The organism is Arsenicicoccus sp. oral taxon 190, from assembly GCF_001189535.1.
GTDB lineage: Bacteria > Actinomycetota > Actinomycetes > Actinomycetales > Dermatophilaceae > Arsenicicoccus.
Window position 1 is genome coordinate 2,268,693 of the sequence record NZ_CP012070.1, and the last position, 24,292, is coordinate 2,292,984.

Annotated in this window: 19 protein-coding genes; 12 read left to right on the plus strand and 7 right to left on the minus strand. The window is 74.1% G+C overall.

Annotated elements, in window-relative coordinates; translation table 11 throughout:
• Positions 1–43 precede the first annotated feature (43 nt).
• Positions 44–2,752 carry a multicopper oxidase domain-containing protein gene (locus tag ADJ73_RS10515; protein ID WP_082176918.1) on the minus strand — a complete coding sequence of 903 codons (2,709 nt, stop codon included), beginning with the start codon at positions 2,750–2,752 and terminating at the stop codon, positions 44–46.
• Positions 2,749–3,852 carry a hypothetical protein gene (locus ADJ73_RS10520; protein WP_253272544.1) on the minus strand — a complete coding sequence of 368 codons (1,104 nt, stop codon included), beginning with the start codon at positions 3,850–3,852 and terminating at the stop codon, positions 2,749–2,751. The genes ADJ73_RS10515 and ADJ73_RS10520 overlap by 4 nt, the downstream gene beginning before the upstream one ends.
• Positions 3,853–3,978: 126 nt before the next feature.
• Here ADJ73_RS10520 and ADJ73_RS10525 point away from each other — a divergent pair, with 126 nt between their 5' ends.
• Positions 3,979–4,896 carry a PAC2 family protein gene (locus ADJ73_RS10525; protein ID WP_050349387.1) on the plus strand — a complete coding sequence of 306 codons (918 nt, stop codon included), beginning with the start codon at positions 3,979–3,981 and terminating at the stop codon, positions 4,894–4,896.
• A 39-nt stretch (positions 4,897–4,935) separates the two neighbouring features.
• Here the strand turns inward: ADJ73_RS10525 and ADJ73_RS10530 are convergent, their stop codons facing one another.
• Entirely contained in the window at positions 4,936–6,696 is a 1,761-nt protein-coding gene (locus ADJ73_RS10530; protein ID WP_253272545.1) for a DNA polymerase, read from the minus strand.
• The gene (locus tag ADJ73_RS10535) at positions 6,693–7,151 is read right to left on the minus strand and encodes a SufE family protein (RefSeq protein WP_050348228.1); all 459 of its coding nucleotides are present in this window, start codon (positions 7,149–7,151) and stop codon (positions 6,693–6,695) included. Before ADJ73_RS10535 ends, ADJ73_RS10530 begins: the two co-directional genes overlap by 4 nt.
• A gap of 36 nt (positions 7,152–7,187) precedes the next feature.
• On the opposite strand from ADJ73_RS10535, the gene ADJ73_RS10540 reads away from it, so the two are divergent.
• The 5 genes from ADJ73_RS10540 to ADJ73_RS10560 all read left to right on the plus strand — a co-directional run bounded on the left by ADJ73_RS10540 (position 7,188) and on the right by ADJ73_RS10560 (position 12,164).
• Positions 7,188–7,904 carry an EcsC family protein gene (locus tag ADJ73_RS10540; RefSeq protein WP_050348229.1) on the plus strand — a complete coding sequence of 239 codons (717 nt, stop codon included), beginning with the start codon at positions 7,188–7,190 and terminating at the stop codon, positions 7,902–7,904.
• A gap of 108 nt (positions 7,905–8,012) precedes the next feature.
• A complete protein-coding gene (locus ADJ73_RS10545) occupies positions 8,013–8,405 on the plus strand; it encodes a DUF1232 domain-containing protein (RefSeq protein WP_050348230.1) in 393 nt (130 codons plus the stop codon).
• Positions 8,406–8,517: 112 nt separating this feature from the next.
• A complete protein-coding gene (locus ADJ73_RS10550) occupies positions 8,518–9,738 on the plus strand; it encodes a DUF4192 domain-containing protein (protein WP_050348231.1) in 1,221 nt (406 codons plus the stop codon).
• Positions 9,739–9,786: 48 nt separating this feature from the next.
• Positions 9,787–10,179: a universal stress protein gene (locus tag ADJ73_RS10555; protein WP_050348232.1), complete on the plus strand. Its 393-nt coding sequence runs from the start codon at positions 9,787–9,789 to the stop codon at positions 10,177–10,179.
• Positions 10,180–10,442: 263 nt separating this feature from the next.
• Positions 10,443–12,164: an RNA polymerase sigma factor gene (locus tag ADJ73_RS10560; RefSeq protein WP_050349389.1), complete on the plus strand. Its 1,722-nt coding sequence runs from the start codon at positions 10,443–10,445 to the stop codon at positions 12,162–12,164.
• Positions 12,165–12,333: 169 nt separating this feature from the next.
• On the opposite strand, the gene ADJ73_RS10565 is transcribed toward ADJ73_RS10560, so the two are convergent.
• The 3 genes from ADJ73_RS10565 to ADJ73_RS10575 are packed head-to-tail and all read right to left on the minus strand — an operon-like array spanning position 12,334 to position 16,950.
• Positions 12,334–14,646 (minus strand): transglutaminase-like domain-containing protein, encoded by a 2,313-nt coding sequence (locus ADJ73_RS10565; protein WP_050348233.1) that lies wholly within the window; start codon positions 14,644–14,646, stop codon positions 12,334–12,336.
• On the minus strand, positions 14,643–15,926 hold the full coding sequence (locus ADJ73_RS10570; RefSeq protein WP_050348234.1) for a DUF58 domain-containing protein: 1,284 nt from the start codon (positions 15,924–15,926) through the stop codon (positions 14,643–14,645). The genes ADJ73_RS10565 and ADJ73_RS10570 overlap by 4 nt, the downstream gene beginning before the upstream one ends.
• 13 nt (positions 15,927–15,939) lie before the next feature.
• The gene (locus ADJ73_RS10575) at positions 15,940–16,950 is read right to left on the minus strand and encodes an AAA family ATPase (RefSeq protein ID WP_082176920.1); all 1,011 of its coding nucleotides are present in this window, start codon (positions 16,948–16,950) and stop codon (positions 15,940–15,942) included.
• Positions 16,951–17,319: 369 nt separating this feature from the next.
• On the opposite strand from ADJ73_RS10575, the gene mraZ reads away from it, so the two are divergent.
• The 6 genes from mraZ to mraY all read left to right on the plus strand — a co-directional run bounded on the left by mraZ (position 17,320) and on the right by mraY (position 24,290).
• Positions 17,320–17,751, plus strand: a complete 432-nt coding sequence (gene mraZ / locus ADJ73_RS10580) for a division/cell wall cluster transcriptional repressor MraZ (protein WP_050348235.1) — start codon at positions 17,320–17,322, stop codon at positions 17,749–17,751.
• 161 nt (positions 17,752–17,912) lie between these two features.
• Positions 17,913–18,968: a 16S rRNA (cytosine(1402)-N(4))-methyltransferase RsmH gene (rsmH, locus tag ADJ73_RS10585; RefSeq protein WP_050348236.1), complete on the plus strand. Its 1,056-nt coding sequence runs from the start codon at positions 17,913–17,915 to the stop codon at positions 18,966–18,968.
• Positions 18,965–19,522 carry a hypothetical protein gene (locus ADJ73_RS10590; RefSeq protein WP_050348237.1) on the plus strand — a complete coding sequence of 186 codons (558 nt, stop codon included), beginning with the start codon at positions 18,965–18,967 and terminating at the stop codon, positions 19,520–19,522. The genes rsmH and ADJ73_RS10590 overlap by 4 nt, the downstream gene beginning before the upstream one ends.
• A 75-nt stretch (positions 19,523–19,597) precedes the next feature.
• Positions 19,598–21,523 (plus strand): peptidoglycan D,D-transpeptidase FtsI family protein, encoded by a 1,926-nt coding sequence (locus ADJ73_RS10595; RefSeq protein ID WP_050348238.1) that lies wholly within the window; start codon positions 19,598–19,600, stop codon positions 21,521–21,523.
• 11 nt (positions 21,524–21,534) lie between these two features.
• Complete coding sequence (locus ADJ73_RS10600) at positions 21,535–23,208, plus strand: UDP-N-acetylmuramoyl-L-alanyl-D-glutamate--2,6-diaminopimelate ligase (protein WP_082176921.1); 1,674 nt, start codon at positions 21,535–21,537, stop codon at positions 23,206–23,208.
• Positions 23,205–24,290, plus strand: coding sequence for a phospho-N-acetylmuramoyl-pentapeptide-transferase (gene mraY / locus ADJ73_RS10605; RefSeq protein ID WP_050348239.1), 1,086 nt, complete (start codon positions 23,205–23,207; stop codon positions 24,288–24,290). Before ADJ73_RS10600 ends, mraY begins: the two co-directional genes overlap by 4 nt.
• Positions 24,291–24,292 lie beyond the last annotated feature (2 nt).

The following is a 24,292-nucleotide window of genomic DNA, read 5'->3' on the forward strand; positions in this document are numbered from 1 at the left end:
AGCGAGGCGCCGGTAGGCGTGCGGAGCCACGCGCACGGGGTCGTCAGCGGACCTGGACGATCCCGTGCGCGCCGCTCTCGGCGAGGCTCATCATGTGGTTGACGAAGGGGTAGCGGCCCGCCTCGGGGAAGGTCAGCTCCACGAAACCCCCTTGCGCGGCACCCAGGTCGAGCGCCTGCGAGCCACCGGGCGCGTCCGGCTCCCCGGGGGCGGCGCGCAGCAGCCACGCGCCCTCCTTGAACGCCCGGTCGAACTGCCCGCCCACGACGTGGAAGGTCGTCGACAGGTCCGGCCCGACGTCGAGCACCCAGAAGCGCACCCGCTCGCCGACCCTCGCCGTGAGGGGGCGGGCGTCATACTGGCCGGAGACACCGTTGAAGACCACGGCGTCCGGGGTGCGGGCGGCGATCTTGGCCGCGTCGACGGGCTCCGACCCGGCGCCGAGGTAGAGCTCGGACTGGACGACGAGGTACTCCTTGTCGACCTTCGGCAGGCCGGGCGGGTCGATGATGACGGCGCCCGCCATGCCGGCCGCGATGTGGACGGACATGGGCATGGTGGAGCAGTGGTACATCCAGATCCCGGAGCGGGTGGCGGTGAAGGTGTAGGTCAGCGACTGCCCGGGCTGCAGGGTGCGCATGGGCTTGTCGGGGGCGAGCGCCCCGGCGTGGAAGTCGATCGAGTGGCCGAGCGTCCCCTCGTTGACCAGCGTGATCTCGAAGCGGTCACCGACCTTGCCCCGTATGGCGGGCCCCGGCGCCTGGCCGTTGAAGGTCCACCTCCGCCGGGTCACCCCGGGCCCGACCGGCAGGTCGACCTCCTGGGCACGCAGCGTCAGCCGGTGGAGGGTCCCGGCGGGCGCCGGCGGCAGCGTCGCGTCGCGGGCCTGGAAGTCCGCCGGGAAGGTGCCGTGCAGGTCGACCGGGGCGCCGGGCTGAGCAGTGCCGCCGTGGCTGGCGTGACCGCCGCCGGCCATCGCGCCGGCCACGCCCGGCGCGGCCACGACCTGGTCGGACCCGGTGGTGCGGACGTGGAAGACCATCCCCATCTGGCGGTGGCCCACGATGGAGCACCAGCCCTCGATCGAGCGGCCGACGACGCCGACGTCCACGGTCGCGCTCTGGCCCTGGGCCAGCCGGCCCGACTGCTGACCGGTCTCCAGCGTGAGGTCGTGGACGTCCGCGTCGGCGTTGGTCACCTGCAGCACGAGCCGGTCGCCCGGGTCCACGGTGGCGGTGTCCGGCGTGAAGCGCATCCCCTTGGCGGTCACCTGGACCGTGACGGTGCGCCCCGTCGGCGTGACGCCGCCGGCCGCGTCGGACCGGAAGACCGCCGCCGGGTCCGCGGCGACGCCCCCGGCGATCGCGAGCAGGACGGCCGCCAGGCCGACCACCATGCCGCCGAGCGGGCGCCGGCGGGCGGCGGCCCCCGCTGCAGGTCCAGCGCCGGGGCGCCCGGCTGCAGGCCCCGGCAGGTCACGCGTCCGCTCCGGGTGCTGCCGCAGCCGCCGCGCCACCACCACGGCGCGCACCAGCAGCGGCGGGGTGAAGCAGAGCCCCACCAGCACCAGCAGCGAGCAGGTCACCCGCACCAGCGACGGCACGGGCAGCAGGCACACGAGGAGGCCCAACGAGGTCACGGCCACGCGAAATCCCCCGAACCGCTGGGTGATCCGGGTGGTCTCGCGCACCGCCGCCGGCCCGCCGCCGAGCATCACCGGGAGCAGGTAGCTGAGCGCGCCGAAGAGCACCTGCGCCACGAAGCCCACCGCGAAGGCCGACACGACCAGGCCCAGCTGGTCGTGGATCCGGGCCACCCGCGGGGTCGTGACGACGATCCAGGTGAGCTGGGCGAGCGCGGCCAGGAGCCACAGCACCCCGGCCGCGACCGACCACGTCGAGAAGTCGGCCGGCGGCTTGCGCCGGGCGGTCCGGGCGAGCGGCACCGCGAGGTCGACCACGGCGGCGGCATACAGGACGAGCCCGGCCGCGATCACCCAGGTGAGGCCGAGCAGGGCCCCGCCCACCCCGAGCAGGATCGCGCCGAGCAGCAGCGGCAGCACCGCGGCGAAGGTGCGCTCGGACCCCTCCTGCAGCGTGGTGCGGAGCATGGTCGGCCACAGCGTCACGAGGGTGCCGAGGATGGTCAGGCCGACGAAGCCGAGCAGGTTGAGGGTGAGGTGCGCGAGGACGAGCCGGGACTGCCACTCGTCGGTGCGGCCGGCGGCCATGAGGGCGCCGAGCGTGGCTCCCACGGGGAGCATCAGGCACGCCGCGGTGTAGTAGCCGATGGTGCGACGGAACCTGTTGGACAAGGCGTTACGGGCCCGCAGGGCGAGCGCGACCCCGTGCCAGGCGAGCACCGACCCGACGACGACGGCGCCGGCGACGGTCGCGCGCAACGTGCCGCCGACCACCCCGGCCGAGACCCCGAGGACACCGAGGTTGAGCAGGATCTGCCGGACCACCTGGTGCCGGCCCTCGGTCGCGGAGGCGGGCCGACGCACCAGCGCCCCGGTGAAGTGCCAGGTCCACGTGACGATGGCGTTGCCGACCGCCCCGAGGAGCAGGAAGTGCACCAGCATCCACCGCGAGCCCGGCACGAAGCGGTGCACGATCGACACCACGAATGCCGCCACCAGCCAACCCAGCACGGGCAGGAAGGACCGGACGTGCCAGCGCGCGCGCTGCGAGAACCCCTGCGGCCCAGGTCCGTCCGGCCGCGCCGTGTCGGGGGTGGTGAGCAGGCTCATGCGAGTTCCCTTCGGGGAGCGGTGAGGACGAGGGTGGCGGCGCCGAGGGCGAAGAGCAGGATGGCGGCGATGTTGCCCACCGAGCCGCCGACGCGCAGGGCATCGACGCCGAGCAGGTCGCCGCCCACGACGCGCACGAGGAGGCTGGCGTGCAGCATGGCAGCGCCGACGTAGAGCAGCGGGTTCCAGGGGAGCGGGCGGCGCAGCACGGCCGGCAGGATGACCGGGGTATGCGCCATGACCATCGACATCGTGAAGCCGAGGAACGCGCTGTGCACGACCGCGTCGTAGGCCGGCCCCTCGGTGATCGGGCCGCGCAGGACCCACAGTGCGCCGGTGACCGCGAGCCAGCCGTAGCCGAGCAGCAGGCACACGGCCACGTAGCGCGGCAGCCGGGTCGAGCGCAGGGTCCGGCGGGCCACGTCGTGCACCGTGAACCACCCGACCAGGGCCAGCAGCACGGCTCCGGCCAGGCGGTGCCCGACCGGCGGGACGAGCAGGGAGAGCGCGGCAGCGGCGGCATACGTGACGGTCAGCGTGACCAGCTGGGCGGGCACGCGGGGGGCGAGCATGGCGAGGCGCGCCAGCTCGAGGCGTTCGCCCGCGATGGTGAGCACCACGAAGCCGACGAGCCAGGTCAGCGACAGCGAGACGGGCGCCTCGACGACGAGCAGCAGGGCGGCCCCGGCGGCGAGCACGGCGCCGAGGGCCTGCACCACCACGGCCGGGTCCTGGGTCCGCGCGTGCAGCGGCACGTAGACCGCGCACAGCGCCAGCGCGCCGAGCAGCAGCAGCGTCGTGCCGAGGGGGCGGGGGAGCGGGGTGAGCAGGAGCACCGCGCCCAGCCCGAGGAGCACCGGTGCCGCAAGCCCGGCCGTATGCCGCAGAGCCACCGCCCGCTCGAGGGCGATGACGGTCCCGACGAAGCCGAGCACCATGAGGTGGGCGTGGACCGGTGCCAGGCCGGCCGCCGGGAGCGGCGCGGGGACGCGCAGCAGCACCAGCGCCGCGTCCAGGCCGGCGAGCAGCGCCAACCCTGCGGGCAGCAGGAAGGGCGCGCGGGGGCCGCGCTGCACCAGCGAGCCGGACTGAATTAACACAAGGTGAAGTGTAGTAAATGACGCGGGCGGCGCGTCCGGCGGGGTGGAATGCTGCGCGCCGCAGGGACGTTGCCCCCGATGAGGCGCCGGGCGGACCGGTGCGAGCCGGACCACCAGGAGGCAGCCGTGCAGGACCCGACGGGTCTCTACCGCTTCGAGACCGACTGCGACCCGCACCACCTGCGCGCGTCGTCGCTGGTCGTGGCCATGGGTGCCTTCATCGACGCCGGCCACACCGGCCGGCTGATCGCCGACCACCTGCTCGCCACCCTGGACCACTCCGTCATCGCGTCCTTCGACGTCGACCAGATGCTCGACTACCGGGGCCGCCGTCCCGCGATGACCTTCGACCGCGACCGCTACACCTCCTACGACGACCCGGCGATCGTGCTCTACCGCGTGCTCGACTCCGACGGCACCCCCTTCCTGCTGCTGACCGGCCCCGAGCCCGACTACCAGTGGGAGCGGATGGTGGAGGCGGTACGCGGGCTGGTGCGCGCCTTCGGCGTGACGCTGACCGTGGGCGTGCACGGCATCCCCATGGGCGTGCCCCACACCCGCCCTATCGGCGTGACCCAGCACGCCTCCAACCCCGCGCTGATCCCGGACAACACCCCCGTCTTCGGCGAGGTGCAGGTGCCCGCGTCCTTCGCGGCGCTGCTGGAGCTGCGGCTCGGGGAGTCCGGCTACGACACCATCGGCTACTCGCTGCACGTGCCGCACTACCTGGCGCAGACCGACTTCGCCGACGCAGCGCTGACCGGGCTGCGGGCCGTGGCCGGCGCCACCGGGCTGGCCCTGCCCACCGCCGAGCTGGCCGCCGTCGCGGGCGTCAACCGGGAGGCCATCGACTCCGAGATCGGCGACAACGAGGAGGTGCTGCAGGTCGTGCGGGCCCTGGAGGGGCAGTACGACCAGTGGACCCGCGGGCTCGACCGACCCAGCCTGCTCGCTCCCTCGCCGGAAGAGCTGCCGACGGCCGACGAGATCGGCGCGGAGTTCGAGCAGTTCCTGCGCACCCACGACCGCGGGCCGGGGGCCTGACGGGCTCGGCCCTGACGGGCTAGGCCCTCACGGGCCGGGTCAGCCCTTGGCCTCCGACCACCGCCGCACCACGCTGACGTCCGCGACGAAACGCACCCGGTCGGTCCCGGTCCAGCGGCGCGCGGCCTCGTCCAGGCTGCGGTGCACCAGCGCGACGGCGGCGTCCGCGTGCTCGGCCGGGACGTGCACCAGCAGCTCGTCGTGCAGGCACAGCACGATCTCGGCCCCCAGCGGGCGTCCGCCGGCCCGCACGGTGGCCGCCCACGCCTTGAAGAGCTCGGCCGCCGCCCCCTGGATCACCGCGTTGCGCGCGAACCTCCCCCGGGCCGAGCGCTGCCCCTCCGACAGCTCGCCCTGCCACATCGGCACGAGCCGCCCGCCCCAGGTCACCACCGGGTCGCCGCGGACCCCGGCGTCGTAGGCGCGGTGCAGGTAGGCCATCGCCGTCGGGTAGGCCCGGTCCAGCCGTTTGAGCGCCTCGCCCGCCGATCCCGAGGTCTGGCCGTACATCGCCGCGAGCACCGCCACCTTGGCCACCGGCCGCTCGACGCCGAGCTCGGTGCCGACGGGGGAGTAGAGGTCGTCGGCCTGCGTCGCCTCCGCGAACGCCGCGTCCCGCGCCACCGCCGCCAGCACCCGCGGCTCGATCTGGCCGAGGTCTGCGCGGACCAGCACGTGCCCGGAAGCGGCGGCCACGGCGGGCCGCAGCTCGGCAGGCAGGTTGTGGAGGCCGCTCGCGGCCGTCATACGGCCTGCTCCTCCGTCGCAGGCGGTCCACTCCCCGCGCAGCCGGTCGTCCGGTCCCACGTGCTGGTCCAGCCAGTGCCAGCCGTAGGTCGTGGCGATCCGCTCCGCCTTGCGCCACGTGAGCAGCGCCTCGACGACCGGGTGGGAGCCGCGGTGGGCCGCGAGGGTCCACTTGCGGGTGTTGTCGACGTGCACCCCGACGGTGGCCAGCAGGTCCTTGACCTGCAGCGGGTTGCGCAGGTCGGTCCGCTCGCGGCCGGGCACGTGGGCGAGCACCGCCTGGTCCCGTCGAGCCCGTATGCCGATCGCCTCCGCCTCGTCGCGGGGCCGCGGCCCGGCTGCGGCCGTGATCAGCTCGGTGACGGCCTGGCGGTCCACCGGCAGCCCTCCGACCTCGAGCTCGACGCACAGCAGCGCCGCGGCGGACTCCGACAGCGCGGTCCCGAGCAGCCGCCGGGGGTCGCGCCGGCTCCCGCCCGCGGAGCCAGGCTGGGGCGCCTCGGTGACGAGGGCCTGCTGGGCCCGGGCGACGTGGAGGGCGGCCCGGGCCCAGTCCACCAGGCGGTGGGGGCCGGCCTGCGGGGCGGCCTGCCACGTGCTGGCCACGGCGTCCGGGCGCAGGTAGCCCTCCGGGGTCGTCAGTGCCTCCGGGTCCTGGGCGGGCACGTCGGTGCCGAAGGCGAACAGGTCCGGCTCGCTCGCGACGGGCTGGGCGCCGGGGTCCAGGCGGTGCGTCCACGCCCACGCGGACCCCGGGTCGGCGGCCGCGCCGCCCGCGAGCAGCCGGTGCACCTCGCCTACGTCCCAGCAGCGGGCCAGGTGCACGCCGGCCTCCACCAGCGGCCGCGCGGTCTCCCGCGCCCGCCACCAGACCCAGCGTGGGCGGCGGGACGCCTCCAGGGCGCGGACCTGCTCGACCAGCGCCGCCAGCGGGGCGGGGGGCACGACGACCGCGCCCGTCTCGTCCAGCACCACGCCGTGACCCTGCGCCACCGCGATCGCGAGGACGCCGCCGAGGACGCTGCCGGGCGCGTCACCAGGGGCCCCGGTCACCGGGTCGCCGTGCGCACCTGGCGCTGCACCCTCGCCAGCATCCCGGCCATGCCGCCCAGGCGGAGCGGCGACACGGTGCCCTCCAGGCCGAGCCGGAGCGGGAGGTCGGCCGGCAGGGCCAGGACGGCCGCGACGGGCTCACCGTCCACCCCCTCCCGCAGGATCGCCGCCAGCGCGCGCGTCGCCGTGGCCGAGGGGGGCGCCTCGACGTGCATCGAGACGGTCTCGTCGCGCACCTGCGCGAGCACGTTGACGGGGGACTGGCACTCCTCGACCCGCTCGAAACCGGGGTCCCCGGCCAGCTGAGGCGGGGGCGGGGGCAGCTCGTCGGCCAGCTCCGTGAGCAGGTCCATGCGCTCCGTCGGGGACAGGTCGGCGAGGTCCTGCACGAGCTCGAGCAGCGCCTCGGGCAGGTGCGGGGTGTCCGAGCTGGGGTCGTGGGGTAAGACGGTCACCGGAACAGTGTGCGACACCTGACGAAAGGACTGCCTGTGGGCATCGTCGACAAGATCACCAACGCGGCCATCGGCAAGGTCGCGGGCTCCAACTCCGTGGACCCGGCCACCGGCCAGGTGAGCGGGGACTCCCGGCTCAACGCCCCGGTCACCGAGCTCGTCCAGAAGCTCCTCGACTTCGGCATCGACGGCCTCGGGCCGCTGGACGGCGCCACCGCCGTCGCCGACAAGGCGGGCCGGGGGCGTCCCGTCGAGGCCGCCGTGGCCGACGTCATCAAGTCCCACAAGAAGGCGGCCGCCGCGGGCGGTTTCGTGACGGGGCTCGGTGGCTTCCTGACGATGCCAGTGGCGCTGCCCGCCAACGTCGTCGAGTTCTACATCATCGCCACCCGGATGGTCGCGGCGATCGCCCGGCTGCGCGGCTTCGACATCGACAAGCCCGAGACCCGGTCCGCGATCCTGCTGGCCCTGGTGGGCGCCGACTCCCGGGACGACCTGCTCGCCAAGGCCGGCGTCGTGACGACGGGTCGCCTGTCGAGCCTCGCCACCCAGCACCTGCCCGCCTCCGCCGTGATGATGATCAACAAGGGCGTGGGCTTCCGCCTGGTCGCCCGGCTCGGCGAGAAGGGCCTGGCCAAGATCGCCGGCAGGGGCCTGCCCGTGGTGGGCGGCGTCGTCGGCGGCGGCCTGGACTACTACCTGCTCGGTCGGATCGCCGATCACGCCAAGAAGCAGTTCGTCGCGGCCCCGTGACGCGTCCCGGGCGGGGAATCCCGCCCGGGCCCCGATCGTTGAGAAGGGCGTGGCACCGACCCGGTGCCACGCCCTTCTTCGGCCTCATCCGACGTGCGAGGAGACACCATGGCTGCCCGTACCAACCGCATCGGGGTGCTGCGCACCTTCACCTCGGCCGTGCGCACCGCCCGGCGTCCCGGATCCGCCGGCCTGCTGACGCGGGTGCGCTCCTTGCCGCGGCTGGCCCGTGCGGTGGGCAACGGCGAGTACCACGGCACGAGCATGGGGTCGCTGGTGGCGCTCGCGGCGGCGGTCGCCTACGTCGTGAGCCCCGTGGACCTGCTCCCCGAGGGCGTCCTGTCGGTCTTCGGCCTCGGTGACGACACGCTCGTGCTGGCGTGGGCCGCTGCGCACCTGGTCACCGTCACGGAGGACTTCCTGGGCTGGGAGCGCAGCGGCGGCCGCGCCGCGCCGGGCGACCCGGCGACGGTCACGGTCCCGAGCCACGTCGTGCGCTGACCCGGGCGGGTTGTCCACAACCCCCTGACACTCGCGCGGAGATCCGCGTCGTCGTCCACAGGCACGGGACCCGCCCTTTCGGTGGGTGGCACCGGGCGGGCACGGTCGACGTATGACGACCACACCCACCGCCCCCACCGCCGCCACCACCACCGTCTCCGTCCGCGACACCGGCCAGCTCGCCGTCGTCGTGCCCCATCTGCTGGGCTTCCACCCGGCGGACAGCCTCGTGGTCCTCGGCATGGAGCGAGGCCGCACGCCCTCGGGCAAGCCGACCATCGGCGCCACCACCCGGGTCGACCTCCCCGCCGTCATGAGCGACGTCGAGACGGTGTGGGAGGTCCTGCAGGAGAGGTTGCTGCCGCGCTGCCCGGATCTGGTGCTGCTGGCCTACGTGCCCGGCACGGGCGGGGTGGAGGACCCCCGGTCGGTGGCCGCCGAGGGTCTCCTCGGCGCCATCCGCGACCTGATCGAGGCCCATCCCCGCACCTCCCTGCTCGACGCCGCCGTCGTCGGCGAAGGATCCTGGCGCCCGCTGCGGTGCGGCGACGAGCGCTGCTGCCCGGCCACGCTCGTCCCGCTCCCGCAGCCGGAGCAGGTGCGAGCGGTGGCCGACCTGGTGCTCAAGGGGCGGGGGGCGCTCGCCGACCGCGAGGCGCTGGTCGCCCTGGTGCGGCCCCGCCCCGACGACCCACGAAGCCGCGAGCTGCGGCGCCTGCTGCACCCGGGCGACGCATTCGGCCTGGGAGCGGGGGCGACCGCCCTGCCCCCGTCGCAGCCGGTCGGGCTCGGCCCCGGGCTGGACGCCTGGCGGGTCCTGCTTGGCCTCCGTGGCGAGGCGCCTGCCGACGGCTGGTCCGCCGAGCGGGTCATCGACGCCGTGCGGGTGATCGCCGACAAGGAGGTCCGTGACGGTGTGCTCACCTGGCTGGTGCCCGACCTGTTGGCGCCAGGGATGCTCGACCCCGAGGTCGGCGACGCCTGCCTGCTCCACCTCGGCACCCCGCTGAGCGAGGCGCTCTCGGACCACGAGACCCGCGAGGGCGTGCTCGACCGGCTGCTCGACCTGTGCCCGCTCCTGCCGGCCCCCGAGGCGGCCTCCGTGCTCACGCTCACCGGCCTGGTCGCCTGGTCCCTCGGTAACCTGACGCTGGCGACCGAGGCCCTGGAGCGGGCGCTCGTCGCCGACCCCGGCTACACCGTCGCGCGCCTGTCCCTCGCCCCGGTCCTGCAGCACCTGCGCTACCAGGACTTCGTGGTGGCCCGCGACGAGGCGCCCGGCCTGCAGGGCCGCACCCGCCGACGGGGGCGGCGTGGTCGGCGGATGGGATAGTTTGCTGCTCGGCCCCTGCTGGCCCCCGTCACGACCCGGAGGAGCAACATGACCATCGTCGTCGGCCTCGTGGCCACGCCCGAGGGCAGGGCAGCGCTCGAGCGCGCCGGCCAGGAGGCTCTGGTCCGCGCGGTGCCCCTGCTGCTCGTGGAGACCGGGCGCCAGGCCGACGCCGACAGCCTCGCCGCCATGGAGGAGCTGGTGGCGCAGGTGGTCTCGCAGGTCGAGGAGGCGGGGCTGACCGTCGAGCGGCGTTCCCCGGGTGGCAAGGACCTCGCGGAGCAGCTCGTCGGGGTGGCGGAGGCGACCGAGGCCAGCTGCCTGGTGATCGGGCTGCGCCGCCGGTCCCCGGTGGGCAAGCTCATCCTGGGCTCCAGCGCGCAGCGCATCCTCCTGGACGCCACCTGCCCGGTCCTCACCGTGAAGCCGTCCTCCCGCTGAGATCCCTTGCTACGCAGGTGACCCCGTGACATCGGGGGTGTCGCGGCAGTGCGGCGCAGGGCTTTGGCCGAGGGGGAGAAGCACCGGTCTGGTCACCCGGACGGGGTGAGTCGTTTTATAATGGTGGATACAGCGCATCGGAGGCCCCGGTCAGCCCCCTGCAGACCCTGCCACGCCAGGCTGCACCAGCCCACAGCGCACCTGCCGTCCGTGGTCACCGTGCTCTCGTCGATCGACGATCCGCGGTGCCACGCGTCACCGTCATGCGACGAAAGGTTGTTGTGACCACCGTTCCCAACGCCGCTTCCCTCCCGCCCGAGTTCGCGCACCCGGCGCTGCAGGCGCTCCTGCAGCTGGGCGCCACCCACGGCTCCATCGACTCCCAGCAGCTGGGCGCTGCGCTGAGCGAGGTGGCCCTCGAGCCCAAGCGGATGAAGGCTGTCCTGCGCGCGATCGACGCCGCAGGGATCACCGTGACCCTCGACCCCGACCACGCCCGCGCCGTGGCGGCCTCGGCGGGTGGCCGGCCGCGCACCACGCTCAAGAGCACGGCCAAGAAGACCGTGACCAAGAAGGCCGCCGTCGGGGCCCCCACCGAGGACGAGGAGGTGCCGGCCGCCAAGGCGCCGGCCCGCAAGACCGCGGCCAAGAAGGCTGCCACCACCAGGGCTGCCGCCGGTGCCGCGGCCAAGCCCGCCAAGGCCACGGCCAAGACGGCCGCGAAGGCCGCAGGGACCAAGGCCGCCCCCGTCGACGACGCGGACCAGGCTGAGCCGGTCGACGAGACGGACGACGACGGTCCTGAGTCGCTCGACGACGTGGAGGACGTCGAGGTGGAGGACGTCGACACGGACGACACCGCGGCCACCGACGACGCCGAGGAGACCGTGGCCTCAGACGACGCGGACACCGACGTGGCCGCCACGCCCGAGGCTGCGGCCGAGGCCGCGCCCGCGTCCGCCCCCGCCAAGGGCGGCAAGGACGCCAAGAAGGAGGACGAGGAGACCGACGGCGGCTTCGTCTACCGCGAGGACGACGAGGACGACGCGCCGCCGCAGCAGGTCGTGACGGCGGGCGCGACGGCGGACCCGGTCAAGGACTACCTCAAGCAGATCGGCAAGGTGGCGCTCCTCAACGCAGAGCAGGAGGTCGAGCTCGCCAAGCGGATCGAGGCGGGCCTCTTCGCCGAGGAGCGGCTCAACTCCGGCGACAAGATCGACATGAAGCTCAAGCGTGAGCTGTGGTGGATCTCCCAGGACGGCAAGAAGGCCAAGAACCACCTGCTCGAGGCCAACCTGCGACTGGTGGTCTCGCTCGCCAAGCGCTACACCGGCCGCGGCATGCTCTTCCTGGACCTGATCCAGGAGGGCAACCTGGGTCTCATCCGCGCGGTCGAGAAGTTCGACTACACCAAGGGTTACAAGTTCTCGACCTACGCGACCTGGTGGATCCGGCAGGCGATCACGCGGGCCATGGCCGACCAGGCCCGCACGATCCGCATCCCCGTGCACATGGTCGAGGTCATCAACAAGCTGGCGCGCGTGCAGCGACAGATGCTGCAGGACCTGGGGCGCGAGCCCACCCCCGAGGAGCTCGCCAAGGAGCTCGACATGACCCCCGAGAAGGTCGTCGAGGTCCAGAAGTACGGCCGTGAGCCGATCTCGCTGCACACCCCCCTCGGTGAGGACGGCGACAGCGAGTTCGGCGACCTCATCGAGGACTCCGAGGCGGTCGTTCCCGCTGACGCCGTGAGCTTCACGCTGCTCCAGGAGCAGCTGCACTCAGTGCTCGACACGTTGTCCGAGCGGGAGGCCGGGGTCGTGTCGATGCGCTTCGGTCTCACCGACGGCCAGCCCAAGACGCTGGACGAGATCGGCAAGGTCTACGGCGTCACGCGCGAGCGGATCCGGCAGATCGAGTCCAAGACGATGTCCAAGCTGCGGCACCCGAGCCGTTCGCAGGTCCTGCGCGACTACCTGGACTGACACCCCACGCACCTCCCCGACCCACGATCGTGGTCTGTTTGTGCTCCGAGGACGCCCAAGACGTCCACGTTCAGCGCCCGCAGCCACGATCGTGGTCTGTTTTGGCCCTCAGGCGGCTCAAAACGTCCACGATCGCGGGGGAGGGGGCGCGGGGAGGGGGATGCTTCCGTCAGTGGCGGCCGGCGGTGGGCAGGAGCGCGGCGCGGAGGCGCTCGGTCCAGGTGCGGCTGCGGGCCACGGCCTTCCTCGCGGTGCGGGCGTCCGCCTCGACCTGGGTCGGGGAGGCCGAGGCCCCGGGGGGCGCGTAGCGGGCACGTTCGACGGTGCTGAGGACACGCACCAGCGCGCGCTTGCCGTCGTCCCCCAGCAGCGGGTAGGCGGTGTAGTGGTCCCGGAGCATCCGCGGGGTGTGGCCCTGCGGTGGCGGCATACCGAGATCACCGAGCTGCTCGGCCAGCGTGGTCCAGTGGGCCTCCACGGCGGCAGCGGGGCCTGAGGCGCGACGCAGCCGGCCCCGGCGGACCGCGGCGGCCCGCAACGGCAGCAACGAGAGCAGCAGCGCCAGGGCGAGCAGGACCGCCAGGGTGGCGACCCGGCCTGGCGTGAACCACGACCGCAGCTGGTCGCCGACGCCGGGCGCGGCGGCTGCCGTGGTCGTGGCGGTGGCGGTCGGGGTGGGCCGGGCCGCGGTGCTCGGGGCCGCGGCGCTGGAGGCGGTCGGGGTGGGGGTGGCCGCCGGCGGCTCGGCCCAGGCGGGCGGGAGCCCGGACCGGCCACCAGGGGTGGGCTCGAACCGGGTCCAGCCGACCCCGGAGATGAACAGCTCGGGCCAGGCGTGGGCGTCGGCGGCGCGCACGATCCGCTCGCCCCGGGCCTGCTGGGTGCCCGGGAGGAAGCCGAACACGACCCGGGCAGGGATCCCCTCGGACCGCGCCATCATGACCATGGCGGTGGAGAACTGCGTGCAGTAGCCCCGTCGGGTCAGCAGGAAGTGGGACACCGCGTCGGCGGAGGAGACCCCCTGCGCCTCCTCCTCCGGGGTGAGGGGGGCGAGGGTGAGGCTGTAGGTGTAGGCGGGGGAGCGCAGGTGCTGCTGGATCACCATCGCCTTGTGGTAGGCGCTGGTGCGGGGGCCGTAGCTCTGCCGGGACTCCTCGAGGATCTGCTGCGTGCGCGACCGCACGAGGTCCTGCGACGCGGGGTCGACGTCCAGGTAGTCGGCGTCGTTGAAGGCGGCGGAGGCGTAGGGCTCCTGGTTGCCGTCGGAACGGGTGAGGCGCTCCGGGGTGAGCGTGGGGACGGCGTACTGCACGCTGTAGTCCGACACGCTCCGCCCCACGGCGAGCAGTCCGGTGGTCACGTCGCGGCGCCAGGGGGCGTCGATGTCGGCGCGCAGGACGGGGGCCGGCGCGGCGAGCTGCGGGGGGCGGACCGATCCGTTGTCGGAGAAGGTGGCGGTGGCGACGGTGTGCGGCAGGTCGGGGGCGACGCCGTCGGGCAGCGGCATCGACCGGTTGCCGCCTGCCGTGCCCTGCGTCGTGGCCGAGGTGGGCAGCATGCGCCAGTGGCCGTCGACGTACTGCTTGGCCATCGCGACCCCCAGCGGCGGCGGGTCGGCGTCGCCGGTGGTGCGGTAGGTGAGGACGGGCCGCGGGTCGCGGGAGCCGAGGCTGCGGGTGATGTCCACGTCGGAGGTGAAGGTCAGTGCCGGGCCGGCGTTGCTCTGCTGCCGCCCGAGGCCCTCGGTAACGAACCGGGTGGGGACGTCCGGCAGGGCCAGCTGCCCGAGCACCGCGACCAGGACGGCACCTACCGCCACCAGCCGCCCCGCCGCGGCGAACCGCGCGACCTGCCGCGAGGGGTCGTCGGCGCGGGTGTAGCGGGTGGGGGAGGGCGTCAGGGTGCTCCACCGGCCCAGCCGGGAGCGGTGCTGCTCCACGAGCAGCAGCAGCCAGGCCACGGCGAGCGCGCAGAAGTACTGCGCCGGCAGGGACCCGGGGGTGTTGACCACGGACACCAGGTAGACCACGAGCAGGGGGAAACCGGCGAGCGTCGCGGACCGGCGGGCCACGACGAGATGGTCGACGACGACGGCGACGAGGCCGGCCAGCAGCCCGACGAGGAGCCGGAGCCCGGGGGTGGCGGGCGCGGGGGCGGCATACGACCGGATCGTGCGGCCGGCCTCCTGCAGCCCGTGGACCAGGCGGTCCAGGACGTCGCTGCCGGGCAGTCCCAGCGGCCCGCTGCCCAGGCCGTGGAGCAGGCACGTCACGAGGGCCAGGAGGATGAGCTGCAGCACGACGACGAGCCACGCGGGTGTGCGCAGGGCCCGCAGCGCGAGGCCGGCGACCGCGATGAGAGCGACCACGAGGATGGTGGGGCCGACCCAGCTCTGCTCCCGCAGGAGCGTCGTGAGCGGCCAGGTGGCGACGACGACGGCGGCTGCCGCGAGCGCGGTCTCGGCGGGTCGGGTCTGGCTCACCGCAACGCTCCCTGCGTGCGGGCAGCAGCCTGACCCCAGGTCACGGCCGGGTCGGTGCCGGGGCCGGCGACGGCCGTGCGCCAGCCGGCGGCGGCGAGCTGCCGGGCGACCGCGGGGCTGCCCGGCCCGCCGGCATCGGCACCAGCACCACCACCACCACCACCACCAGCGTTGCCCCCGACGTCGCTCGACGTGAATCGCCGCGCGTCGACGACCAGCGCGATCGGCGTCATGCCGCTGCGCCGCGCCGTCAGCAGGTCCTCGAGACCCCGGGTGTCCCCGGCCCCGACGACGGCCACGACCACCCCGACGGGGCGCCGCCCCACCGAGCGGGCCGCGGCGGCGAGGCTGTCGGCGTCGCCGAGGTCGACGCGCGCGAGCATCTCGAGGGCCTCGTCCACCGACACCGGCCGCTCGTGGGCGTGGCTGTCGTCGCACACCAGGTCCACGTCGTAGCCGTGGGCGATGAGGTGGGCCACCACCGACGCCGCCGCGGTCACGGCCCACTCGAAGGAGGAACGGGTCCCGTCGCCGGCGTGCGCCGACGCCCGCCGGTCCAGCACGACCGCCGCTCGCCGCCGCGCCGGCTGCTCCTCCTGGCGCACCATCAGGCTGCCCGTGTGGGCGCTCGCGGGCCAGTGGATGCGCCGCAGCTCGTCGCCCTGCCGGTAGTGGCGGATGGTCACGTCGTCCTCGCCGTGCAGCGCGACCATGTCGGCCACCGACTCGTCCTGGCCCGGCGCCGCGCCGGGCATCCCTCCGCCGTCGAGGGGCAGCACGCGCGGCACGACCAGCACCGAGCCCCCGCCCGAGCAGCGGGTCAGCCGGCTGGTGAGACCGAAGGCGTCCCGCACCCGCACCGACAGGGGGCCGAGCTCGTGCTCGCCCCGCAGCACCGAGCGCACGGGGTAACGGACCAGCTGCTGCTGACCGGGCCGCAGCCCCGGCACCACGAAGCGGGGCCGGTCGCCGAGCGCATAGCTCAGCTGCTCCTGGGCGATGAGGAAGGGGGAGCGGCGCCGACCCTCGTTGGTCACGAGGAGCGAGACGGTGCCCGCCTCGCCCACGGTGAGGCGGGCCGGGGTGACGTCGCGGCGCGTGACGAGCGAGCGGGCGGGGCGCCGGGCGAGGAGCCACGCGGCGACGGCGAGCAGGAGCAGCAGCAGCCCGAGCCGCATGAGGTCGCCGAGCCCGAGCGTGAACCCGGCGGCGAGCAGCACGACCCCCGAGGCCAGGAAGGACTGGCCGCGGGTCGTGAGGATGCCGTCGGGTCGAGCCATGGTGACTGCGGGGTCAGCGGCCGGAGCGGCTGCCGGCGACGCCCAGCACGGGCACCTGCCGCACGACGTGGTCGATGATCTCGGCGGCGTCGCCCGCGCCCCCGGCCGCCGGCAGCACCCGGTGCGCGAGGACCGGCACCGCGAGGGCCTGGACGTCGTCGGGGAGGACGTGGTCGCGGCCCTCGACCGCCGCGCGGGCACGGGCCGCCCGCAGCAGGTGCAGCCCGGCGCGCGGGGAGGCGCCGAGCCGCAGCGCCGTCGAGGCGCGGGTGCCCCGCACCAGCTCCACGACGTAGCGCTGCACCGCCTCGCCCGCGTGCAGGTGGCGGATCGCCTCGATGGCGTGCTCGACGGTGCCGGCGTCGGTGACGGGGCGCAGGTCGCGCAGCGGGCGGTGCTCGCCGTGGGAGGACAGCATGGTGACCTCGGCGTCGGCGGTCGGGTAGCCCATCGACAGCCGCGCCATGAACCGGTCGCGCTGCGCCTCCGGGAGGGGGTAGGTGCCCTCCATCTCGATCGGGTTCTGCGTCGCGATGACCATGAACGGTCGCGGCAGCGCCCGGGTCGTGCCGTCGGCGGTGACCTGGCCCTCCTCCATCGCCTCGAGCAGCGCCGACTGGGTCTTGGGGGAGGCGCGGTTGATCTCGTCGCCGATCACGACGTTGGCGAAGACCGCCCCCGGCCGGAACTCGAAGGTCCGCGTCTCCTGGTTGAAGACCGACACCCCCGTGATGTCGCTGGGCAGCAGGTCGGGCGTGAACTGCACGCGTCGCACGGCGGTGTCCATCGCGGCGGCGAGGGCCTTGGCCAGCATGGTCTTGCCGACGCCCGGCACGTCCTCCACGAGCAGGTGGCCGCCCGCCAGCAGCACGGTCACCGCGGTGCGCACCTGCTGGTCCTTGCCCGCGACCACGGTGGACACGGCGCGGGACAGCGCCTGGGCCAGCTCGGCCACGTCCGGCCCGGGCGCCGTGGCTCGCTGGTCGCGGCGGTCCGTCGGGCGGACCTGGGTCGGATCGCTCACGGGCTCCCCCCGGCGGTGCAGGGTCGACGACGGCCGTCGACGCGTGTGCTCACTCTATGCGCTCGCCGCCGTCCCCCACTTCGCTCCACGCGCGCCCGTCACCCCGGTCGTCGGCCCCTCCGGGGCGGGTGCGGGTCGGCATACGTGCTGGTTTGCCCCGTATGCCGCCCGCCCCCACCACCGTCTCTCCCCACTCCGCACCACCGACTCTGACCAGCGCAGATGACGAAGAAATAACGGCAGGACACGCGTTCTACCGTTGACGGTGGTGGGTGGTGGAGTAAAGTGGAGGACAGCAGAGGGTGAGGGAGCGGAGCCAGACGTGGCACCGCCGCCGCTGCGGCAGGACCGAGCAGGGGAGGGGGCGCGATGTTCCTCGGCACGCACACGCCCCGCCTCGACGAGAAGGGTCGGCTCTTCCTCCCCGCCAAGTTCCGCGAGCGCATGGCCGACGGGCTCGTGGTCACCCGCGGTCAGGAGCGCTGCCTCTACGTCTTCCCCATGGACGAGTTCGTCCGGGTCTCCCAGCAGCTGCGCTCCGCCCCGATGACCAGCAAGGCGGTGCGGGACTACCTGCGCGTCTTCCTGTCCGGCGCGTCCGACGAGGTGCCGGACAAGCAGGGGCGCATCACGATCCCGGCCGCGCTGCGCGACTACGCCGGCCTGTCGCGCGACTGCACCGTGATCGGTGCCGGCGAGCGCGTCGAGGTCTGGGACACCGAGGCCTGGGAGCGCTACCTGTCCTCCACCGAGCAGGCCTTCTCCGACCAGGCCGAGGAGGTGGTCCCCGGACTCCTGTGACTCCCTGACGTCCGGCCTCCACCCGCTCCCCGTGCCCCGCGGCACCTTCCCCGGTCTCGGGACACGTCGAGCGGAGCGGTTGGGGACCAGACGCCAGGGCCGCCGGCCCGAGGACCACCGCCACCACCCGCCACCAGCACCCGCACCGAGAGGAGGACGAGATGGACCAGCAGCCCGAGCGCACCGGCGCCGAGGGGCGCCACGTGCCCGTGCTGCGCGACCGGATCATCGACCTCCTCTCCCCGGCCCTCACCCCCTCCGCCGCCAGCCCCACCCCGACGTATGTCGACGGCACGCTCGGCATGGGCGGCCACGCGCTGGCCGTGCTCACCGCCTGCCCGCAGGCCCGGGTCGTCGGCATCGACCGGGACACCGAGGCGCTGCGCCTGGCGGGGGAGCGGCTCGCAGGCTTCGGGGACCGGGTGACGCTGGTCCACGCCCGCTACGACGAGATCGGCGAGGTCCTCGACGACCTCGGCATCGACGGCGTGCAGGGGATCCTGCTCGACCTCGGGGTGTCCTCGCTGCAGCTGGACGAGGTGGACCGCGGCTTCGCCTACCGCGTCGACGCGCCGCTGGACATGCGGATGGACCAGTCGACCGGCATCACGGCCGCCGAGGTCCTCAACACCTACGCCCACGGCGACCTGGCCCGGGTGCTGCGCACCTACGGCGAGGAGAGGTTCGCCAAGCAGATCGCCTCGGCCGTGCTGCGCGAGCGCGAGGCCGAGCCCTTCACCACCTCCGGGCGGCTCGTCGACCTGCTGCGGCGGGTGATCCCCGCGGCGTCGCAGCGGCAGGGCGGCCACCCCGGCAAGCGGACCTTCCAGGCGCTGCGGATCGAGGTCAACGGCGAGCTCGCCTCCCTCGAGGCCGCGCTGCCCGCGGCGGTCGACGCCCTGGCCGTCGGCGGCCGGCTCGCCGTGCTGTCCTACCACTCGCTGGAGGACCGCCTCACCAAGCAGGTCCTCGCCGCGGGGGCCCGCAGCACCGCGCCGCCCGACCTGCCGGTCGAGCTCCCGGAGCACGCCCCCTACCTGCGGCTGCTGACCCGCGGCGCGGAGGAGCCCGACCCGCAGGAGACGGCCGCCAACCCCCGGGCCGCCTCCGCCCGGCTGCGCGCCGCCGAGCGCACCCGCCCCAGCGCCCCCACCTCGCCGCCCGCCCGCCCGCATCGCACCACCCGGCACGCCCACCGGAAGGGATCGACCCCATGAGCCTGCTGCAGCCCGTCAACGCGCGCACGACCCCGGGGCGCGCCTACGATCGCCTCGTCGGGCAGCGTCCCCACCTGGAGGTCGTCCGCATGGCCAGCCGCAAGGCCTCTCAGGTCCCCTTCGTGGTGCTCGGCGCCATGATGCTCACCCTGGGCCTGCTGGCGCTGCTGCTGCTCAACCTCACGCTCTCCCAGGGCTCCTACCAGCTCCACGCGCTCGAGGACGAGTCGGCATCCCTCAAGGACACGTCCGTCGCGCTGCGCCAGGACATCGACGACGTCTCCTCCGCCCGCAGGCTCGCCGCCAAGGCCCAGCAGCTCGGCATGGGGCCCGGCAACACCCCCGCGTTCGTCGACCCACGGACCGGCACGGTGTCCGGCGTGGCGGAGCCCGCGACCCACGCCTCGGAATTTACGGTGGTGTCCGGTGGCCTCGCGGTCGCGCCGCAGGCGAAGCCCGACGACTCCACCATGGCGGCGGCGACGTCCGTGGCGGGGCTGGGCCTCGGCAACGGTCTCGTCGGCGGGCTCGCCGGGCTCCCGGTGGGCCGATGACGCGGCGGCCCCAGGGTCGTCATACGGACGTGCAGGATCGCGCCCGCAGGGCGCACGACGGATCGAGGTGAGGGCGTGGCCGCGACCCGACCGACCCGACCGGCCCGACAGCCTTCCCGGCCGGCGCGGCTGACCGGCTCCCGGTCCACGCTGCACCCCAAGCGGCGCGTCCGCGCGATGTTCATCGTGTCGTTGATCGTGCTCACCGTCTTCGCCGCCCAGCTGGTGCGGCTCCAGGGCTTCGACGCCGCGGCGCTGTCCGCGAAGTCGCTCGAGCAGCGGGCCGTGGTGCGCACCCTCCCGGCGGCGCGCGGCCAGATCACCGACTCCGCGGGGACCGTGCTCGCCCAGTCGCTGGAGCGCTACACCCTGATCGTGGACCAGCAGGCCGTGACGGAGTACTCCAAGCGCGTCAACAAGAAGCTCACCAAGGTCGGGGCCCAGGGGGCCGCCGCTGACATCGCCCCGCTGCTCGGCCTCGCCGAGGGCGACGTGCAGACCCGCCTGACCGGCAGCCGGCGGTGGTACCCCGTCGCGACCGACGTCACGCCGCTCGCCTGGCGCAAGATCCGCGCCCTCGGCATCCCCGGCCTGAGCGCCGACCTGACCACCAAGCGCGTCTACCCCACCGGGACCGCGGCGGCGTCGCTCGTCGGCGCCATGACCAACGCGGGCGCCCCCGCGGGCGGCATCGAGCAGCTCATGAACTCCACGCTCGGCGGCAAGCCCGGCAAGCAGTCCTACGAGCGGGCGCCCTCCGGGAAGATGATCCCCACCGGCGACCAGTCCCTCATCCCGGCCGTCCCGGGCCGCGACGTGCAGACGACGATCGACTCCGACCTGCAGTTCGTCGCGCAGAACGCCATCACCAAGGCCGTCATCGACCGCGAGGCGAGCAACGGCTACGTCGTCGCGATGGACGTGAAGACCGGCAAGCTCCTCGCGGTGGGCAACTACCCGACCTTCGACCCCGCCGACCTGAGCTCGCTCAACAAGGGCGGGACCATCTCGGACAAGGCCTTCCAGGAGCTCTTCGAGCCCGGGTCGACCGCCAAGGTCATGACCATGGCAGCCGTGCTGCAGGAGGGCGTCGCGACCCCGTCCACGCCGGTCACGGTGCCCTCCGAGCTGCCGCGCTCGGACAAGGTCTTCCACGACTCCGAGGAGCACGGGGTCCAGCACCTCACGCTGAGCGGGGTCCTCGCGACCTCCTCCAACATGGGCACGATCCTCGCCGGCGAGAAGATCCCCGTCGACAAGCTCATGGACTACTTCCGCAAGTTCGGGCTCGGCCACACCACCGGCATCGGCTACCCCGGCGAGCAGCCCGGCATCGTGCCCCCCAACCCCACCGGCTCGCAGCGCTACACCGTGATGTTCGGCCAGGGCATGAACCTCAACGTCATCCAGTCGGCGAGCGTCTACCAGACCATCGCCAACGGCGGCGTCCGGCTCGCGCCCAGCCTGATCAACGGCCAGACCGGGGCGGACGGCAGGTTCACCGCCGCCAAGGCGCCCGAGCCGCAGCAGGTCATCAGCCCCGGCGTCGCCAAGCAGCTCACCGAGATGATGGAGTCCGTGGTGTCCGACCAGGGCACCGCCGGCAAGTACGCCTCGATCCCCGGCTACCGCGTCGCCGGTAAGACCGGGACCGCCGACCGCTACGACGAGAAGGTCGGCGGCTACAGCGGCCACACCGCGTCCTTCATCGGTTTCGCGCCGGCGGACAACCCGCGGTTCGTCGTGGCGTGCACCCTGCAGAAGCCGGTCAGGGGCCACTACGGCGGCCAGACCTGCGGGCCGGTCTTCGCCGAGGTGATGAAGGCAGCCCTGGCGAAGTACCAGGTCGCGCCCAGCGGCAGCCCCGCACCCAACCTGCCCGTGACCTCCGACGGCACGCCCCTGCACGCGACCGACGAGACGACCGACTCGGCGCGGACCACCGCCCGCAGCACGCAGCGCGGCACCGGCCAGGGTGGCACGGCCACGGGGACGCGGTAGGTTCGACTCTCGTGTCATCCCCCTTCCCCCGCCCGACGACCATCACCCCCCTGCCGGTCGCCGACCTCGTCGCCACCCTGGGCGCGGAGCTGCACGCGGCTCCCGCCGAGGACGGTGAGCCGCCTGCGGCGGCCGGTCACGACGCCCCCGAGGCGGCCGTCCGTGGCGTCACCCTGGACTCCCGCACGGTGCAGCCCGGCGACCTGTATGCCGCCCTGCCCGGCGCCCACGTCCACGGCGCCCGTTTCGCGGCGCAGGCCCGGGACGCCGGGGCCGCCGCCGTCCTCACCGACCAGGCCGGCCTGGACCTGGTGCGGGCGCAGGGCGTCGCGGCGCCGGTCCTGGTGGTGCCCGACCCCCGAGCCGCGCTCGGCCGGGCCGCGGCCGCGATCTACGGCCGGCCCGTGGGGGCGGCGCTGCTGACCTACGGGATCACCGGGACCAACGGCAAGACCACCACGGCCTACCTCGTCGACGGCGGGCTGCGGCGGCTCGGGCGGGTCACCGGCCTGGTCGGCACCATCGAGACCCGCATCGGCGACGAGCGGATCCGCAGCACCCGCACCACGCCCGAGTCCAGCGACCTGCAGGCGCTGCTCGCCGTCATGGCCGAGCGCGGCGTCGAGCGCTGCACCATGGAGGTCTCCAGCCACGCCCTGGTCATGCACCGCGTCGACGGGGTCGTCTACGACGTCGCCGCCTTCACCAACCTCTCCCAGGACCACCTGGACTTCCACGGGTCGATGGAGGACTACTACCGCGCCAAGGCCTCGCTCTTCACGCCCGAGCGCGCCCGCCGCGGGGTCGTCGTCGTCGACGACGAGTGGGGCAGCCGGCTCGCGCGGGAGGCCACCATCCCCGTGGTGACGGTGTCGGCGACCGGACGGCCCGCCGACTGGCAGGTGACGGACCTCGGCGAGCGCAGGTTCGCCCTCACCGGTCCGGGCGCGCGGCTCGACCTCACGTGCCCGCTGCCCGGGGACTTCAACCAGGTCAACACGGCCGTCGCCGCGCTGATCCTCCACCTCGGGGGCGAGGACCTCGCGCAGGCGGCCGAGGCCGTGTGCGGCGACCCGCAGGTCCCGGGCCGGATGGAGCAGGTCCCGGGCCCGGCGGGCGCGCCGGTCGGGATCGTCGACTTCGCGCACACCCCCGACGCCATCACCGCCGCCCTGCAGGCGCTGCGCTCCCAGACCCGTGGCCGCCTCGTGGTGGTGCTCGGTGCCGGCGGCGACCGTGACGCGGGCAAGCGCCCGCGGATGGGGCAGGCCGCGGCCGCGGCCGCCGACGTCGTGATCGTGACCGACGACAACCCCCGCTCGGAGGATCCCTCGGCGATCCGGGCCGCGGTGCTGTCGGGCGTCGGTGACCAGCGCGGCCACCGCGACCAGGACGGCCACGGCGACCGGGTGCGGGAGGTGCCCGGCCGGGCCGACGCCATCGCCGCCGCCGTCGCGCTGGCCCGTGGGCCGCAGGACACCGTCGTGGTGCTCGGCAAGGGCCACGAGCAGGGTCAGGAGATCGCGGGGGAGACCCACCCCTTCGACGACCGCGAGCAGCTGCGGCAGGCCCTGCACGGGCGCCGGGCCGAGAGGCAGAAGCAGCAGCAGAAGCATGAGCCCGACCAGAGAGCAGGTGCACCTCAAGTGGAGGGTGAGATGGAGTCCGACGGAGGTGGCGCGTGAAGGCGGTCCTGTTTGCGGCGGGGTTCTCCCTGCTCATCGCCCTGCTCGGCACCCCGGCCTACATCAGGTTCCTGGTGCGCAAGCACTACGGCCAGTTCGTCCGGGACGACGGGCCCACGTCGCACCACACCAAGCGCGGCACCCCGACGATGGGCGGCGCGGTCATCATCCTCGCGTCGCTGCTCGCCTACGCCCTGGCGCACCTGCTGACCTGGTGGCCACCGACGGCCTCCGGGCTCCTCGTGATGTTCCTGATGGCCGGGCTCGGCCTCGTGGGCTTCCTCGACGACTACATCAAGATCTCCAAGCAGCGCAGCCTGGGCCTGCGGTCCTGGCAGAAGCTCGCCGGCCAGGGCCTCGTCGGGCTGATCTTCTCGGTGCTCGTGCTCGAGTTCCCCAACAGCGCCGGGGTCACCCCCGCGTCGACGGTGATCTCCTCGGTGCGTGACACCAACCTCGACCTCGACCTCAGCTCGACCCTGCCGTGGGTGGGGGTGCTGCTCTTCGTCATCTGGGCCAACCTGATGATCGCGGGCACCAGCAACGGCGTGAACCTCACCGACGGTCTCGACGGGCTCGCGACCGGGGCGAGCACGATGGTGTTCGCGGCATACGTGATCATCGGGACCTGGCAGACCAACCAGAGCTGCGCGCTGTCCCCGTCCGCCAACTGCTACGAGGTGCGCGACCCGCGCGACCTCGCCGTCGTGGCGGCCTGCCTCATGGGCGCCTGCTTCGGCTTCCTGTGGTGGAACGGCTCGCCCGCCAAGATCTTCATGGGCGACACCGGCTCGCTCGCGCTGGGCGGCGGCCTGGCCGGGCTCGCGATCTGCACCCGCACCGAGCTCCTGGTGGTCATCCTCGGCGGCCTCTTCGTGCTGGAGACCCTGTCGGTGATCATCCAGGTCGGGTCCTTCAAGGCGACGCGCAAGCGCGTCTTCCGTATGGCGCCGCTGCACCACCACTTCGAGCTGCTCGGCTGGGCGGAGATCACGGTCGTCATCAGGTTCTGGATCATCGCCGGGCTCTTCGTGGCGCTCGGCATCGGGTTGTTCTACGCGGAGTGGGTCGTGGGAGCGTGACG